The organism is Bradyrhizobium sp. Bra64 (assembly GCF_024519875.1).
Lineage (GTDB): Bacteria > Pseudomonadota > Alphaproteobacteria > Rhizobiales > Xanthobacteraceae > Bradyrhizobium > Bradyrhizobium japonicum_G.
The window spans coordinates 1,006,738-1,022,170 of sequence record NZ_JALJRD010000001.1 but is presented as its reverse complement, the minus strand read 5'-3'; the positions used below and the strand labels follow the sequence as shown (position 1 = coordinate 1,022,170).

Here is a 15,433-nt window from a genome sequence, read left to right as displayed (position 1 = left end):
GGACGGGGAATTGTCGCATGAAGATCGCAACGGCCGAGCTCGAGCCCCGCGCGAAAATTGTTTCTGCATGGTCGTTCGATGTTTTCGATACGTTTCTGCTTCGCGCCTGCACGACGCCGGATGGTGTGTTTGAAAGGACTTACGAGCTATCCGGCATTTCAGGAACTTGTCCGAATGTTTCCGCAAGTTTCGTTCAGCATCGAATCCAGGCCGAAGCACGTGCGCGCAGGACCGCGAAGGAGAAGCGCGGCGGAAGCGAAGTTCACATCGCGGAGATCTATTCCTATTTTCCGTTCAGGCTGTTCGGTCTCACACGCGGCCAACTGAACGATCTGGTCGAATCGGAGTTCGGGGCCGAGATCGAGCTTTGTCGCGCCAACCCGGACATGCTTCGGCAATATCTGGACATGAAGCGCACGGGCCATCGCGTCGGCTTCATTTCCGACACGTATTGGGATTCCGACCGGCTGGCGCGGCTGCTGCGGGCTTGCCGTCCCGGGCTGACGTGGGACTTTCTCTACGCCTCCTGCGACCACGGCAGCAGCAAGAGCGAGGCGCTGTTCGAAAAATACCTCGCTACCGAGGGCATCGACGCCAGCGCCTCCTTTCACGTCGGCGACAATGACAAGGCCGACATCAAGGGTGCCAGGCGCCACGGCATTCGCCCACGTTACTATCCGCAGGCCACGGCCCGGCTCGCATCGAAATTTCAGCGCGAGACGGCGCTGTTCGAGCTGCTGTGTCAGGGCGCGCCGTCGCGGCTCGACCACGGCGCGCGCACCTTGCGGCGCATGGCCGCCGCGCGCAACGCCGAGAGGTCGCCGGCCTTCCACCTGGGTGTCACGGTGCTCGGCCCGGTCATGACGGCATTCGACGCTTTCGTCGCAAGGCGGTGCGAAGAGGTCGCAGGTCCCGGCAGGAAGGTTGCTCTCGCCTTTCTCGGCCGCGACGGCTTCCTGTCGCATTTGATCTGGCAGGACCTGCACGGGATGCCGTCGGCCTATGTCGAGATCAACCGTCGCGTCGGCCTGATTGCCTCGGCCGACACGATGCAGCCGCTCGTCGATCTCCTCGGCAAGGTCTTCAGGATCGACGCACCGACCTTCCGCGACATGGTGAAGATCCTGCCGTCGGAGGTCGCGGCCTTCTTTGCCGGCTGTCCCGGCGGTATCGCCTCCGGCGAAGAGCTCGCCGAGGCGCTTCCCGGACTGATGGATCCGGCTGAAATCGTCGCACTCGCCACCGGCCTGCGGGCCCGTCTGCTCGTCTATCTTCGCCACGCCATCCCCGGCTTCGACGACTGCACCGACCTCGTGCTCGCCGATCTCGGCTATTCCGGCAGCGTGCAGAAGGCGCTGCGCCGAATCTTCGACCTGGAAGGCATCGAGATCCGCCTCCACGGCGCCTATCTGATCTCGCTCGACGACGCCTTCGACGATCTCGCCGAGCAGGACAGTGCGATGGGTTTTGTATCCGACCTCGTGGTCACGCCGCATGTCAAGCGCATGCTGATCCGCAACGTGGCATTGCTGGAGCAGGCCTGCTGCTCCGCCGACGGCTCGGTTCGCGATTACGACGGCCGCGCGGTGCTGCGCGAGATCAATCCGCGTCCCGCGGAACAAATGGCGCTTGCCGCCGAGATCCAGGCCGGCGCGCACGCCTTCGCGCAGAACGCGGGAGACCTCGCGCTCGACCATGGCCTCGATCCCTATGCTGCGCCCGAGGTTGCCGCGCGCTGGTGCGCGGCGACGCTGGCGCGGCTCCTGCTGTTGCCCGACGATGACGAGCTCGCGCTGCTCGGCACGTTGAAGCACGACGTCAATCTCGGTACCCACGCGCTCGCGCCGCTGCTCGACGAACGATTCGTGCGCGACCAGATCACCGCCCGCGGCCTCTCGGCCGCCTGCGCTTCGGTGGCACCGCCGATGTGGCTCGCCGGCAGCTTTGCCGGCCTGTCCCCCTCCTACGGCTATCTCTATGTGCTGTTCGGTACCAACCGCCTGCCTGCCGACGTCTTCGAGGAACGGCCCTGCGGCCCGGTTCAAGTCGGCCTGTTCCGCGCTGGCGGCGATGCGGCGCTGGAGAGCGTAAGCGCCCATCGCACCGGTCTCGGCGAGTTGCGCCTGCGCATTCCCCTGTCGCGCACCATGGGTATCACCATGATCGCGCTGCCGCTGGCGAATTTCGCGCCCGAGGGCCTTCTTCATGGCGTGACTGTACAGCAAGGCGATGACGTTCGTGGCGCCGCCGAGAGCCAGGACGTCGTCGGCATCGGGGCCGACAGCCTGGTCTATGCCGGCGTGCGGCGGAATGGCTCGCATTATCGCGCCGAGAGCGACGATGGCTGCCTGCTGATCCCCGTCGTTCCCATGACGCAGCAGATCGCGGTCTATTCCGTCGCGATCACCCCGCTCGGCTCCAGCCCCAAATAGTGCGCCTGATCGCGCCGCTCGGGACGTTGAAGTCCAAGGGCTGACGATTTGAGGGGCACGGAATTGACGGACGAGGCGCACGCAAACCTTGATCGGCTGCTGCAATCGGGTGGCGTGAGACTCGGCCGGGCCCAGCGCGACCGCCTGGGCTGGCTCGTCAACCAGTATGGTGCGCCGACGTTCGACGACGTCAGCGAGGGCCGCCGAAACGGCGTCGTCATCCTCAAGGAGCCGCTGAGCGGCGCTGCGGCCGAGCTGTTCTACCGCTCGCTCACGCCCGGCTGTGCCGTCGTCATCCCAAGAAGCGAAAATCCCGGCTTCGATTTTCTCAAGTCCAAGCTGACCGAGTTCGGCTCGGTCGGCCCCTGCGGTGCGGACGGCCCGCACGAGATGTGGTGGGGCGGCATCGGCTGGTCGAAGTTTCTCGCCGCTTCCGATGCCTCCTCCCTCCGGCCGCGGATCGTCTCATGCTATCCGCGCGGCGGCGACGCGACAGCAGCGTTCGCCTTGCGGCATTCGCTCGAGCGGTTCGACCTGGCCTGTCACATCGAGGCGATTGAGACGGAATTCAGCGACCGCGTCCTCTGCTTCGAGAAGGCGGAGTTCATGATGCGGATGTGGAACAAGTTTCGCGAGCCGCTGCTGTTCGTCGAAGCCGGCGCCATGCTGCGCGAGGCGCCGCTGCTGCCGTCCTACCTCGGCTGCGACGTCGCGTTGCACAAGTGGAACCGCTGGGAGATGTCGGCGCGCACGCTCTATCTCGGCCGCACCAAGGGGGCGGAGATGCTCCTGCGCAGCTGGCAGCAACTCGCCGCATCCTATCCCGCGATCTGGGAGGGCTATCTGCTCGACCAGGCCTGGAGCCTGACCTCGTCACAGCTGCCACTCGACACGGTATGGCTGCCGCGCTCCTATCACGCGCTGAAGGGCGACCTCGGCGCGATGCGCGCCACGATCCTGCATGACCAGCAGACCACAACGCTGGAGCTCGGGCCCGATCCGGCCTTTGCAAGCATGGTGCGCGCGGCCCGTCGCGCCGGCCGCACCGGCGCCCGCGATGCCTTCATGGTGATGACGTCGCAGGCCGAAGCCGGCAACGGCATCTCCGTGATCCTGCGCGATATCTCCGCAAGCGACGCGGGCGCGGTGGCCGCAACTGTCGAGGCCGTGACCGGCGCCTATGCCGCCGATTGCGGCGGATATGGCCGGCTCGAGCTGTCGCTCTGCGCCTGGCAGGACGACGTCGGCGCCGCGCGGGACGCCGCAGCTCTCGCGCGCTACCGCATCCTGGAGATCGCGCCGGGACAGCGCATCGCCAACGACTTCTTCGCTCACCACGCCGCCGACGATGCGGTCATGACCGCCCGCCATCTCTTTCCCTGAGGCATGTCACAAGATGCTCAAGACCATCATCCTGCTCACCGACACCGTGCAACAGCAGCAGCCCCTGGCCAATCTGCTCCGAGAGCACAATCACGATCTCGCCTTCTGCTCGGCGCTGCGCGCCCATGACCTCAGCTCGATCGAACCGGAGGTGCTGAGCGAAGCGCGGCTGGTGTCCTTTGCCGCTGACGTCGCCGTCTCCGAAAAGTTCCTGCTCCAGCTCGGCTATGGTGCCTACAAGTTCTACGCGGCACCGGTACAATACCCGGGCTTGCCGCCGGCACCCGACGAGAGCGACGATGATCCGCGCTGCTATTCCGTGATCGCGCAATCGATGACGATCTGGCCGGATTTCAAGAAGGTTGTCGGCCTCGAAACCGTGACGGTCCCGGACGGCACCGTTCCTGCCGAACGCGAGCGCCTGGTGTTCTCCCGTCTCGCCCATCTGTTCTGGCAGATGTCGGGCATGATCGCCGGCGAGGCGGCGGACCTCCCCGGTATCATCGGCTCCAGCGAGAGCCAGCGTCCGGCATTCGCGATGATGAACTGAGCTAGCACGCGGCGCGGCGAAGCTGTTCCCAGAGCGCGTCGCGGTGTTCGGGCGCCGCGATCGCGATCATGCGGCGTGCCCGCTCGGCCAGGCCGCAACCTCGCAACTCCGCAACGCCCCATTCGGTGACGATGGCATCGACGTCGGCGCGCGGCGTCGTCACGGTCTCGACCCTGGAGACGATCCGGCAGCTCCCGTCAGAGGCCGCCGCCGGTAGCGCGATGATCGCCCTGCCCCCGGGCGAGGCATTGGCACCGCGGACGAAATCGAGCTGCCCGCCGATCGCGCCGATGGCGACGCCGTTCAGCGTCTCGGAATTCACGCTGCCGTCCAGCCCGACCTGAAGCGCCGAGTTGATCGCGACCAACCGGCTGATCCGCGCCAGCACGCCTTGGCCGTGCGTATAGGACGTCGGCCGCACCGCGACCGCCTTGTTCTCGTGCACGAAACGATAGAGCCGCCGGCTACCGATCACCTGGTTGGTGACGGTGATCCCGGCATCGATGCCCTTCGCCGCATTCGTCACCGCACCGCATTCGATCAGGTCGACGACAGCATCGTCGATCAGGCCGGAATGAATGCCGAGATTGCGTACATGGGAGAGCGAGGAGAGGACCGCGTCCGGTATCCGCCCGACACCGAACTGCAGCGTGCTGCCGTCGACGATCAGGCCGGCCGCATGCGCCGCAATGCGCCGCGAAACATCGTCGAGCGGCATCGGTGCCAATTCAACTGGCGGCCTCCGAGCCACCACGCGGACATGGATCGGCGCATCCTCCGGCCATTCCGCGCCGAACGTGAAGGGCGAATCCGGATTGATCTCGGCGATGACGAGGCGCGCGCCGCGTGCGGCGTCGATGACATAGTCGTTGGAGAGGCTGGCGCTGAGCCGGCCCCTGGACTCCGCAAGCTGCACCAGAACGACATCGGCCTTGTGGCGGCGCGCGGCGAAGTCCGCACAGAAGGCGCTGTAATTGCTCGGGATCACGTCGAGCCGCCCGGCTTTCGCGAGCCGCCGCGCATTGCCGATCACACCGTAGCTCTGGAAAGAGACGCTCCCCGTGCAAGACGCGGAAAACGTCTCCGAGAACACCGGCCCAAGCATCATGCGATACGGCGGAAGATGTGCCGCCTGTGCCATCAGCGCCTCGGTCAGCGTGGCGGGCTCCGCCGTCGCCTGGCCGCACACGATGAGATCGCCGTGACGGATCAGGCCGGAAAAGTCGATCGGCGGCGCGTGCTCGGGCATGGCCACTCAACCCATCGGCGTGAGGCGCGCAGAGGATTCGCCGAGCAGCGTGCGCAGCTCTGTCTTGACGATCTTGCCGTAGCTGTTTTTCGGCAGCTCGCCGGTGACGTAATAATGCTTGGGTCGCTTGAAGCGGGCGATCCAGGCGTTGCAGATCTGATCCAGCTCATCGCGCGCCACGGTTTTTCCGGTGACGGGTACGACGACCGCCACGACCTCCTCGCCCCATTCCGGATGCGGCCGGCCGATCACCGAAACCTCGGCGACGGCCTCGTGCCGCAGCAGCACCTCCTCGACCTCGCGCGGATAGATGTTGGTGCCGCCGGAAATGATGACGTCCTTGGAGCGGTCCTTCAGCGTGAGGAAGCCGTGCGCGTCGAAAGCTCCCATGTCGCCGGTGTAGAGCCAGCCGTCGCGCAGCGTGCTCGCGGTTGCGTCCGGATTCTGCCAGTAGCCGGACATCACGGTGTCACCCCGCACGATGATCTCGCCGATCTCACCCGTCGCGACATCCTGCCCTGCCTCATCCACGGTGCGCACCTGGACGACGCCCTGGGCAATGCCGACCGAGGCAAGGCGCTCCTCGTGGCGCGGATGCCCGGCATCGGCATGCATCGATTTCGGCAGGTATGTGATGGTCATCGGCGTCTCGCCCTGACCGTAGATCTGCGTGAGTTTTGGTCCGAACACGGCCAGCGCGGCCTTGCAATCGGCGACGTACATCGGGCCGCCGCCATAGATGATCGTCTTCAGCCCCCGCGCGGTCACCCCCGCTGCCTCAGCCGCGACCGTCAGGCGCCGCACCATGGTGGGCGCAGCGAAGAAGGAGATGCCGTCGCGCTTCGTCGTCAGCTCAAGGATTTCGTCCGTCTCGAAGCGACCGCTCTCCGGGATGATCTGCGCGCCCATGCCGAGCACGTGCGGCACCATGTAGAGGCCGGAGCCATGCGACATCGGCGCGGCATGCAGCAGCGCTTCGCCCGGCGCGATCGGATTGATCTCGGCGAGATAGTTCAGCGACATCGCAAGCAAATTGCGATGGCTCAGCACCGCGCCCTTCGGCCGGCCCGTCGTGCCACTGGTGTAGAAGATCCAGGCCGGGTCGGTGATCGTGACGTCGGCGATGGCAATGCCTTCGCTCTTCTCCAACCTGCGATATTCGGCGGTGCCGATTTCGACGATGCGCGGCTTGGCGGTGCCGAGGACCAAAGCTTCCGAGGCAACCCCCGCCATGTCCTCGGTCACGAACACGATCGCCGCGCCCGAATTGTCGAGAATGAACGCGACCTCGCGCGGATGCAGCTTTGCGTTGATGGGAACTGCGACCAGCCCGGCATGCCAGCAGGCATAGAGACAGGCGACATAGTCCGGCACGTTCTTCATCAGCAAGGCAACGCGGTCGCCTTTGGCGAGGCCAAAATGCTGTTGAAGCGACGCAGCCAGCGACGCCACCGTCGCAGCGAGCCGGCCGTAATCGGCAACCGGCGTCAACCCCTTCAGCAACGCCGGCACGGATGCGTCGGCCCTGGCGGCCCGCAGAAGATGGTAAGCGAGGTTCATGGCGATCCTGCCGAGCTATCCGCGCGTCAGCTTAGTACGACTTTGCTAGCCCAAGCACCTTTTCCGCGATGAAACTGAGCGCAAGCTGCGGGCTCACGGGCGCAATGCGCGGGATCAGACTTTCACGCAAATAGCGCTCGACATGAAACTCTTTGGCGTAGCCGAAGCCGCCATGGGTCATCACGGACTGCTCGCAGGCGGAAAAGCCCGCTTCGCCCGCGAGATATTTTGCGGCATTGGCGGCGGCCCCACACGGCAGGCCCTTGTCATATTGCCAAGCCGCCGACATCACCATCAGCCAGGCCGCCTCGAGCTCGACCCAGTTCACCGCGAGCGGATGCTGGATGCCCTGGTTCTTGCCGATCGGCCGGTTGAAGACAACGCGCGTCTTGGCGTATTCGCTGGCGTGCGACAGCGCGACTTTGCCGAGGCCCACCGCCTCCGCCGCGATCAGGATGCGTTCGGGGTTCATGCCTTCGAGGATGTACTGAAAACCCTTGCCTTCCTCGCCAATGCGATCTTCCATCGGGATCTCAAAGTCCTCGAAGAACAGCTCGTTGGAATCGACGACCTTGCGGCCCATCTTCTCGATCTCGTGGACCTTGATCTTGTTGCGGTCGAAATCGGTATAGAACAGACTGAGGCCATGGGTCGGCGAGCGCACCTCTTCGAGCGGCGTGGTCCGCGCGAGCAGCAGGATCTTGTGCGCCACCTGCGCGGTGGAGATCCACACCTTCTGGCCGTTGACGATGTAGCGGTCGTTCTTGGCGACCGCGCGGGTCTTGAGCTGCGTGGTGTTGAGGCCGGTGTTGGGCTCCGTGACCGCGAAGCACGCCTTCTCGCGGCCCTCGACCATCGGCGGCAGCATGCGCTTGCGCTGCTCCTCGGTGCCGAACACGACGACGGGGTTGAGTCCGAACACGTTGATGTGCACCGCGGAGGCCCCGGACATGCCGGCGCCGGATTCCGCGATGGCGCGCATCATGATCGCGGCCTCGGTGATGCCGAGGCCGGAGCCGCCATAGGCTTCCGGCACGCAGATGCCGAGCCAGCCGGCATCGGCCAGCGCCTTGTGGAAGTCGTGCGGGAAGCCGCCGTCGTGGTCCTTCTTCAGCCAATAGGCGTCGGGAAAGCCCTCGCAGATCTTTGCGATGGCATCGCGAATGGCTTCCTGCTGATCGGTGAGCGCGAAATCCATGTTCTTGATCTCCTTCTTGGGAGCCGCGAGAGCTCCGATCCTAGCGCCCCATCTGCGAGGGCAGCCAGAGAATGATGCTCGGAAACGCCACCAGGATCGCGATCGCGATCAGGTGGGCGATGAAATGCGGGAAGGTGCCGTGAAACACTTCGGCCACCGGCCGTTTGGCATAGCGGGCGACGATAAAGCAGTTCAGCCCGACCGGCGGCGTGATCATGCCGACTTCGGCGGTGACGATCTTGATGACGCCGAACCAGATCGGATCGAAGCCGAGCGTCTTGATCAGCGGCAGCACGATCGGCACGGTCAACACCAGGATCGCGATCTGGTCCATGAAGGAGCCGAGCACGATGTAGCCGCACAGGATCAGCGTGATGATCACCCAGCGCGAGGTCGACAGCGAGCCGATCCAGGCAACGAGGTCCTGCGTGACGTGGGTGAGCGTGAAGAAGTAGCCGAAGATCGAGGCGCCGACGAGGATCGTCACGATCATGCAAGTGCCATGGCAAGCGCTCAGCAGCGCCTTGTAGAGCGAGCCGGGCGTAACCCTGCCCTTGGCGATGGCGAGCACCAGCGCTCCCGCGGCACCGAGAGCCGAAGCTTCCGTCGGCGTCGCAATGCCGAGATAGATGGTGCCAGTGACGAGCGAGAACAACAGCACCATCGGGCCGACCTGCCATAGCAGCGCAAACCGCTCCCGCCACGGCACGGGTTCCACGCGAGGGGCTCGCGAAGGGTCCTGCCAGACCAGGAAGCCGATCGTCGCCATGATCGTTGCCGTCACGAGCATCGCCGGAATGATGCCGCCGATCAGCAACTGCCCGATGTTGACTTCAGCGAGCAAACCGAAAATGACGAGCGCCACGCTGGGCGGGATCAGCATGGCCAGCGTTCCCGAGATGGCCACGACGCCGGCCGCCATCTTCGGCTCATAGCCCTGCCGGATCATCGCCGGCAGGCTCGTCGATGCCAGCGTCGCTGCGGACGCCGTCGAGGTGCCGCAGATCGCGCCGAAGCCCGCGCCGGCCAGCGCCGTCGCCATGCCGAGCCCGCCGGGAATGCGGCCGACCCAGGCCGACGCCGTCTTGAACATGTCGTCGGCGACGCCGGACAGCAAGACGAGATCCGCCATCAGCAGGAACATCGGGATCGTGATCAATTCATAGGACGATACCGTCGAAAGCGGCGCCGTCTGGAGAATGCCGAACAGCGTGCCGGTGCCGCCAACCATCAGCAAGCCGACCGACCCGGCGAATCCCATGGCGAAACCGACCGGCGTGCCGATCGCCAGCAGGAGGAAGAGCAGCACAAGAACGATGATGACTGTCATGGAATGGGCTACTCGAACGAGTTGGCTTCGCCGGTCCCGGTCTCCGGCGGCAGGGGAAAGAGGTCGCGACCGCTCACGAGGCTGAGCCCGTGGCCGATCAATTGCAGCGCCAGACGCAACACCAGCACACAGCAGCCGAACGGCACCAGCGCAGCGGAGATCCAGGTCGGCCACGGGATGGCGCCGGCGAGCACGTCTTGCTGCTGGTAGTTCTCGAGTGCACGCTCGAACCCGACCTTTGAGATCAGGACGAAGACGAACAGCCCCGTGAGCGCCGTCACAACCTCCGACAGCCGCCGGCCCGCCGGCGGAAATCGTGACAGCAGGATGTCCACGCCGACATGCGCATGCACGCGCAAGGTGTCCGACAGCGTCAGGAAGAACACGCCGGCAAGGAGATAGAGTCCGATCAGATCATAGGTGAAGGAGAACGGACTGTTCATGACGTAGCGCATGAACACGTCGGCCACCACGAGCGCCATGATCGCGAAGAGAGAGACCGCCGCGATCACCGTCAGCGCGCGCTCCAGCACACCGAGCACATCCGCTGCTCGCTTGATCATCTCCGACGTCTCCCTTCCGCTTCGATGGTGCCCCACTACTTCGCGGCGCCGGCGGCGAGCAAGCCCTCGAACTCCTTGAGCACGGCGGAGGCCTGCTTGCCGCGGCTGTCCAGCCCGGCCGCCCATTCGTGCGCGACGCCCTTGAGCTTTTCCTTCATTTCCGTGCGCGTGGCATCCGGAAGCGCGGTGAAGCCGATGCCCTGATCCTTCATCTTCTGCCGCGTGACGTCCTGCTCGTTGTCAACATCGGCACAGGCCTTTGGCGTGATCGCCTCGGACGCCTCGTTCATCGCCTTCTTCACATCGTCCGGCAATTTGTCCCAGACCGATTGATTGATCGAGTAGGCGACGATGAAGCTGCCGAAGCTGACGCCTTCGGTCGCATACTTGACGAGCTTGTCCAGGCCGTATGCGACGACGCTGTCCATGGGGAACAGAAGCCCGTCCATCGTGCCGCGCGACAGCGATTCATAGGCATCCGGAGCGGCCATGCGTACCGGCACCGCGCCGAGCGTGCGCACGGTGAGATCCTGTGCGCCGCCGGTAGTGCGCAGCTTCAGGCCAGCCATGTCCTTGATCGTCTCGACCTTCTGCTTGGCGGTCCACACCTGATAAGGCGGCAGCACCACGGCCATCAGCAGCTTGATCTTGTTCGGCGCATATTCCTGCTTGGCCAGGATGCCTTCCCGCGCGCTCTTCCAATAGGCCATTGTGCCCTGGCAGCTGGTCTGGAATGCGCCCGGCAATTGCGCGACCTCGGAAAGCGGCATCTTGTCCGAGACGTAGGACGGCCCGATGTAGCCGATGTCGATCACGCCGGACTGGGTCAGGCGCAGCATGTCGGTGGCCTTGCCGATCTGCTGGTTCGGATAATGGGTGAAAGTGACGCCGCCGTTGGTGCGCTTGGTGACATCCTCCATCCACGGCTTGAGCATCAGACGAACGAGATAGTGGTCGCCGGGGAAAGAGTCGGCGACTTTCAGCTCCAGCGCCTGGGCCTGCAGCGTCGAGAGCGGCAGCGAGAGTGAGAGCGCTACGGCGGCCCGGACCAGATTTCTCTTCATTTGCTTCTCCTTGACGCGTTCCCACGCCGAAGGCGGCAGCTCATCGCTGCCGACCGCTCGGCCTTCACTCCAATTCTTGCTTGAGTTAAAAATACATATATGTGAATTTATCTGTCAAGTATATGAAATTTGTCATATGGCTATGCACCGCGGTGCGAAGTTGCCGAATTGACACCAGTCTTTTCTGAACTCTAACTCCACGTATATGAATTCATCCCACGAGGCCCCATGGGACCGCTCGCCGGCTTCACCATTCTCGATCTGACCTCGGTGCTGATGGGCCCCTACGGCACCCAAGTGCTGGCGGACATGGGCGCCGACATCATCAAGGTCGAAAGCCCCGAGGGCGACATCGTCCGCCAAATTGGTCCCGGCCGTACGCCCGGCATGGGCGGGATGTTTCTCAATGCCAATCGCGGCAAGCGCAGCATCGTCGTCGATCTGAAAAAACCGGAGGGGCGGGACGCGCTGCTGCGGCTGGCGAGGCGCGCCAACGCGCTCGTCTATAATGTGCGCCCGCAGGCAATGGCGCGGCTCGGCCTCGATTATGAGACGCTGGCCGCGATCAATCCCGCTCTCGTCTATGTCGGCGCCTTCGGCTACGGCCAGTCCGGCCCTTATGCCGCCAAGCCCGCCTACGACGATCTGATCCAGGGCGCGGCAACCATTCCGACGCTGCTCGCGGCAGCCGGCGACGGCACACCGCGCTACGTTCCGGTCACCATCGCCGACCGCATCGTCGGCCTGATGATGGTCAACGCCATCATGGGCGGGCTGATGCACCAGCAGCGCACCGGTGTCGGCCAGCGCATCGACGTGCCGATGTTCGAATCGATGACGGAGTTCGTGCTGGTCGATCATCTCGGCGGACTGACCTACGATCCGCCGCTCGATCATGGCGGCTATGCCCGCCTGCTCTCGCGTTATCGAAAGCCCTACAAGACCAGCGACGGCTATCTCTGCGTCCTCATCTACAACGACAAGCACTGGCGCAGCTTCTTCGAGGCGATCGGGCAGCCGCATTTCCTCGATCAGCCGCGCTTTGCCAACCATGCGTCGCGCACCAAGCATATCGACGAGATCTACGAGGAGATCGGCCACATCTTCGCAACGCGCAGCACCGCCGAATGGCGCGAACTGCTGGAGCGCGCCGACATTCCGGTAATGCCGATGCATACGCTGGAGACGATTCTGGACGATCCGCATCTCAACGCCGTCGGCTTCTTCCAGACCGTCGATCACCCCGTCGAAGGCCGTATCCGGCAGATGCGCGTGCCCTCGACCTGGAGCGTAACCCAGCCGGAAGCCGCCGGCCCCGCTCCGACGCTCGGCCAGCACGGTCGCGATATTTTGCGCGAGGCTGGCTTCTCGGCCGACGAAATCGAACGGCTCGCAGAGCAGAAAGCAGTTCAACTGGCGGCGCTAGCTTAACGGCCGCGCCAGCCAAATCGCAGGACATAGGGAGGAGATGGCGATGGCCGGACTTTACTTCGAGGACTTTTCCGTGGGCCAGGAGTTCAGGCACCCGCTGACCCGGACCGTGACGGAGATGGACAACACCATGTTCAGCCTGCTGACACTCAACCCGCAGCCGCTGCACATCGACGCCCATTTTTCCGCAAAGACCGAGTTCGGCCAGCGCATTTTCAACAGCCTTTACACCCTCGGCATCATGATCGGCATGACGGTCTATGATACGACCATGGGCACCACCGTCGCCAATCTCGGCATGACCGACGTCACCTTTCCGAAGCCGGTCTTCCATGGCGACACGTTGCGGGCGACGACGAAGGTGCTTTCGTTGCGGGAATCCAAATCGCGCCCCAAGGCGGGCATTGTCGAGTTCGAGCACCACGCCCTGAACCAGAACGACGAGATCGTCGGTAAATGCCGCCGCATGGCGATGATGCACAAGAGGCCGGTCTGATGCGTTCGATGCTATTCGTGCCGGGGGATTCCCCGCGCAAATTCGAGAAGGCGAGCGAAGGCAAGGCCGACGCACTGATCATCGATCTCGAGGATTCCGTCGTCGCCGAGAAGAAGGAAGAGGCGCGCGGGCTGACGCTCGCGATGCTGAAAGGACGCAGCGGGCCGTATCAGCTCTATGTCCGCGTCAATGCCCTCGACACCGGCATGACGCTCGCCGATCTCGCCGCCGTCATGCCGGGCAAGCCCGACGGAATCGTGCTGCCGAAATCACAGGGCGGTGACGACGTGCGGCAGGTGGCGACATGGCTCGAAGCGCTGGAAGCTGCAGCCGGCATCGCGGTCGGGACGACGCGCATCGTCTGTGTCGCGACGGAAACCGCCGGCGCGATCTTCGGCCTCGGCAGCTACAAGGGATGCTCCCCTCGCCTCGCAGGCCTGATGTGGGGCGCGGAAGATCTCTCGGCCTCGCTCGGCGCCACCGAAAAGGCCTCGGGCGGCGTGTTCCACAGCCCGTATCGTCTGGCGCGCGATCTCTGCCTGATGGCGGCGGCCGCGGCCGAAGTCGCGCCGATCGACACCGTCTATACCGACATCGATAACCTCGCCGGTCTCGAGCAGGAGACGCGCGCGGCGCGGCGCGACGGCTTTTCGGCGAAGGCGCTGATCCATCCCAAGCATGTCGACGTGGTCAACGCGGCGTTTGCGCCGACGGAGGCCGAGCGCACATGGGCGGAGAAGGTGATCGCGGCGTTCGCGAGCAATCCGAATTCCGGCACGCTGCGGCTCGACGGCCAGATGATCGACAAGCCGCATCTTCGCGCCGCGAAGAAGATCCTCGGCCAGCCCTAGATCAGGACGCAGCGTCGCCAGACGGGATCCATCATGATCGTTCGCCAAGCCGCCAATGTTCTGGAGATCATGGAATTCTTCGCGCAAACGAGGAAGCCGGCAACGCTTGCCGAGATCGCGGATCATTTCGGCTGGCCGCGCTCGTCGACCTTCAATCTGCTCGCGACGCTGTCGGAGAAGGGCTATCTCTACGAACCGCGGCCGCGCGCAGGGTTCTATCCGACGCCGCGGTGGCTCGCGATGGCGCGGATGATCTCGGAGGTCGAGCCGCTTCCGCCCTGGACGCATACGCTGATCGCCGATCTTTCCGCCGAGACCGGCGAGACCGCCTCGATCGTGGCACCGGCCGGCGTGATGGCGGTGTTCATCGACGTCGTCGAATCCGGGGCCGCGATCCGCTATTTCGCAACCATCGGCCACCGCGTACCGATCCACGCCACCGCGAGCGGCCGCGCGCTGCTGCTGCAATATTCGCAGGAGGAGCGCGACTCCGTCTATCGCAAGATCGAATTCAAGCAATACGGCCCGTCGACGCCGATCAGCATCGAGGCGGTGGAAGCCGAGCTGCGCAACTCGATCGCGCGCGGCTATTGCCAGAGCTTCGGCGACTACAGCCGCGACCTCGCGGGCGCCGCGATTCCACTGCCGATCGGAGATCGCCGTCTATCAGTCGTCGTCGCCGGCCCGGAGTTCCGGATTGGGCCGAAGGTCGGCGAAGTGGCCGCCTTGATCGCAAGGACGGTCGACCGGCTGCGGCCGAAGACCACCGCGGCCTGACGCCGAAGCTTCATTCGAATCCCTGAATGGGCGGCGCCGACGTCTGCGCCGGCGCAGCTTCGACAGGCTGCACCGCAGGCGCGGCTTGAGCGGGCGGATTGGTAGCAGCTCTGATCTGGCCGTTGGCATTCATCGCCTCGCGTGCGCGCGGCGGAGCGCCGGCTGCGCGATACGCATCGCGGCGCGGCGGCGGCCGATGTCTCGCCGAGTGTGAATCTCTCACGCCCCAGGACCGGGCAATTGCAGGCCCCGCGGTATAACCCACCACAGCGCCCGCGACGGCACCGATCGGACCGAGCACGACGGCGCCTGATACGGCACCCAGAGCCGCAGCGCCGGCGCGCTCCTGCGCGACAGCACTCGCGGGCACGCCAACCACCATCACGACGGCAGCGATCAAAGCTTTGTTCATCGGAGCGCCTCCCTCACGGGAGATGACTCATGCCCAAATATGGCCTCACGAGGTTCGCTTGCCGGCCAACAAAAGGCAATCGGCCGGGGAACCCGATGTCAATCGAAGAGCTCCGCAGCCAACTGAGCCGCGGAGGC

Annotated in this window: 14 protein-coding genes; 7 read left to right on the top strand and 7 right to left on the bottom strand. The window is 64.8% G+C overall.

Features of this window, described 5'->3' with window-relative positions; all coding sequences use genetic code 11:
• Positions 1-17 precede the first annotated feature (17 nt).
• From NR187_RS04935 to NR187_RS04925, 3 genes are all read left to right on the top strand, one after another.
• The gene (locus NR187_RS04935; protein ID WP_256805883.1) at positions 18-2,432 is read left to right on the top strand and encodes a hypothetical protein; all 2,415 of its coding nucleotides are present in this window, start codon (positions 18-20) and stop codon (positions 2,430-2,432) included.
• A gap of 63 nt (positions 2,433-2,495) precedes the next feature.
• On the top strand, positions 2,496-3,815 hold the full coding sequence (locus tag NR187_RS04930) for a hypothetical protein (protein ID WP_372702956.1): 1,320 nt from the start codon (positions 2,496-2,498) through the stop codon (positions 3,813-3,815).
• A 13-nt stretch (positions 3,816-3,828) separates the two neighbouring features.
• Positions 3,829-4,365: a hypothetical protein gene (locus tag NR187_RS04925; protein WP_211384303.1), complete on the top strand. Its 537-nt coding sequence runs from the start codon at positions 3,829-3,831 to the stop codon at positions 4,363-4,365.
• A gap of 1 nt (position 4,366) precedes the next feature.
• Here the strand turns inward: NR187_RS04925 and NR187_RS04920 are convergent, their stop codons facing one another.
• The 6 genes from NR187_RS04920 to dctP are packed head-to-tail and all read right to left on the bottom strand — an operon-like array spanning position 4,367 to position 11,329.
• Positions 4,367-5,614 carry an acetyl-CoA hydrolase/transferase family protein gene (locus tag NR187_RS04920; RefSeq protein ID WP_211384301.1) on the bottom strand — a complete coding sequence of 416 codons (1,248 nt, stop codon included), beginning with the start codon at positions 5,612-5,614 and terminating at the stop codon, positions 4,367-4,369.
• Positions 5,615-5,620: 6 nt separating this feature from the next.
• The gene (locus NR187_RS04915) at positions 5,621-7,174 is read right to left on the bottom strand and encodes a class I adenylate-forming enzyme family protein (protein WP_211384299.1); all 1,554 of its coding nucleotides are present in this window, start codon (positions 7,172-7,174) and stop codon (positions 5,621-5,623) included.
• A gap of 31 nt (positions 7,175-7,205) precedes the next feature.
• Positions 7,206-8,372 carry an acyl-CoA dehydrogenase family protein gene (locus NR187_RS04910; protein WP_211384297.1) on the bottom strand — a complete coding sequence of 389 codons (1,167 nt, stop codon included), beginning with the start codon at positions 8,370-8,372 and terminating at the stop codon, positions 7,206-7,208.
• A 40-nt stretch (positions 8,373-8,412) separates the two neighbouring features.
• Positions 8,413-9,702, bottom strand: coding sequence for a TRAP transporter large permease (locus NR187_RS04905; protein WP_256805881.1), 1,290 nt, complete (start codon positions 9,700-9,702; stop codon positions 8,413-8,415).
• An 8-nt stretch (positions 9,703-9,710) separates the two neighbouring features.
• Positions 9,711-10,265, bottom strand: coding sequence for a TRAP transporter small permease (locus tag NR187_RS04900; RefSeq protein ID WP_211384293.1), 555 nt, complete (start codon positions 10,263-10,265; stop codon positions 9,711-9,713).
• 35 nt (positions 10,266-10,300) lie between these two features.
• Entirely contained in the window at positions 10,301-11,329 is a 1,029-nt protein-coding gene (dctP, locus tag NR187_RS04895; protein ID WP_256805880.1) for a TRAP transporter substrate-binding protein DctP, read from the bottom strand.
• 228 nt (positions 11,330-11,557) lie between these two features.
• Between dctP and NR187_RS04890 the strand changes: the two genes are divergently transcribed.
• The 4 genes from NR187_RS04890 to NR187_RS04875 are packed head-to-tail and all read left to right on the top strand — an operon-like array spanning position 11,558 to position 14,884.
• Positions 11,558-12,760, top strand: a complete 1,203-nt coding sequence (locus tag NR187_RS04890; protein WP_211384290.1) for a CaiB/BaiF CoA-transferase family protein — start codon at positions 11,558-11,560, stop codon at positions 12,758-12,760.
• 37 nt (positions 12,761-12,797) lie between these two features.
• Complete coding sequence (locus tag NR187_RS04885) at positions 12,798-13,256, top strand: MaoC family dehydratase (RefSeq protein WP_349643101.1); 459 nt, start codon at positions 12,798-12,800, stop codon at positions 13,254-13,256.
• A complete protein-coding gene (locus NR187_RS04880; RefSeq protein WP_211384288.1) occupies positions 13,256-14,107 on the top strand; it encodes a CoA ester lyase in 852 nt (283 codons plus the stop codon). The genes NR187_RS04885 and NR187_RS04880 overlap by 1 nt, the downstream gene beginning before the upstream one ends.
• A gap of 33 nt (positions 14,108-14,140) precedes the next feature.
• Positions 14,141-14,884, top strand: a complete 744-nt coding sequence (locus tag NR187_RS04875; RefSeq protein WP_211384286.1) for an IclR family transcriptional regulator — start codon at positions 14,141-14,143, stop codon at positions 14,882-14,884.
• Positions 14,885-14,894: 10 nt separating this feature from the next.
• On the opposite strand, the gene NR187_RS04870 is transcribed toward NR187_RS04875, so the two are convergent.
• Positions 14,895-15,296, bottom strand: coding sequence for a hypothetical protein (locus NR187_RS04870; protein WP_256805879.1), 402 nt, complete (start codon positions 15,294-15,296; stop codon positions 14,895-14,897).
• Positions 15,297-15,433 lie beyond the last annotated feature (137 nt).

Bases quoted from the DNA above. Each gene is read 5' to 3' on its own strand.
- NR187_RS04935 (WP_256805883.1), top strand. From the start codon at position 18: ATGAAGATCGCAACGGCCGAGCTCGAGCCCCGCGCGAAAATTGTTTCT.
- NR187_RS04920 (WP_211384301.1), bottom strand. From the start codon at position 5,614: ATGCCCGAGCACGCGCCGCCGATCGACTTTTCCGGCCTGATCCGTCAC.
- NR187_RS04890 (WP_211384290.1), top strand. From the start codon at position 11,558: ATGGGACCGCTCGCCGGCTTCACCATTCTCGATCTGACCTCGGTGCTG.
- NR187_RS04880 (WP_211384288.1), top strand. From the start codon at position 13,256: ATGCGTTCGATGCTATTCGTGCCGGGGGATTCCCCGCGCAAATTCGAG.
- NR187_RS04885 (WP_349643101.1), top strand. From the start codon at position 12,798: ATGGCGATGGCCGGACTTTACTTCGAGGACTTTTCCGTGGGCCAGGAG.
- NR187_RS04900 (WP_211384293.1), bottom strand. From the start codon at position 10,265: ATGATCAAGCGAGCAGCGGATGTGCTCGGTGTGCTGGAGCGCGCGCTG.
- dctP (WP_256805880.1), bottom strand. From the start codon at position 11,329: ATGAAGAGAAATCTGGTCCGGGCCGCCGTAGCGCTCTCACTCTCGCTG.
- NR187_RS04910 (WP_211384297.1), bottom strand. From the start codon at position 8,372: ATGGATTTCGCGCTCACCGATCAGCAGGAAGCCATTCGCGATGCCATC.
- NR187_RS04870 (WP_256805879.1), bottom strand. From the start codon at position 15,296: ATGAACAAAGCTTTGATCGCTGCCGTCGTGATGGTGGTTGGCGTGCCC.
- NR187_RS04905 (WP_256805881.1), bottom strand. From the start codon at position 9,702: ATGACAGTCATCATCGTTCTTGTGCTGCTCTTCCTCCTGCTGGCGATC.
- NR187_RS04915 (WP_211384299.1), bottom strand. From the start codon at position 7,174: ATGAACCTCGCTTACCATCTTCTGCGGGCCGCCAGGGCCGACGCATCC.
- NR187_RS04925 (WP_211384303.1), top strand. From the start codon at position 3,829: ATGCTCAAGACCATCATCCTGCTCACCGACACCGTGCAACAGCAGCAG.
- NR187_RS04875 (WP_211384286.1), top strand. From the start codon at position 14,141: ATGATCGTTCGCCAAGCCGCCAATGTTCTGGAGATCATGGAATTCTTC.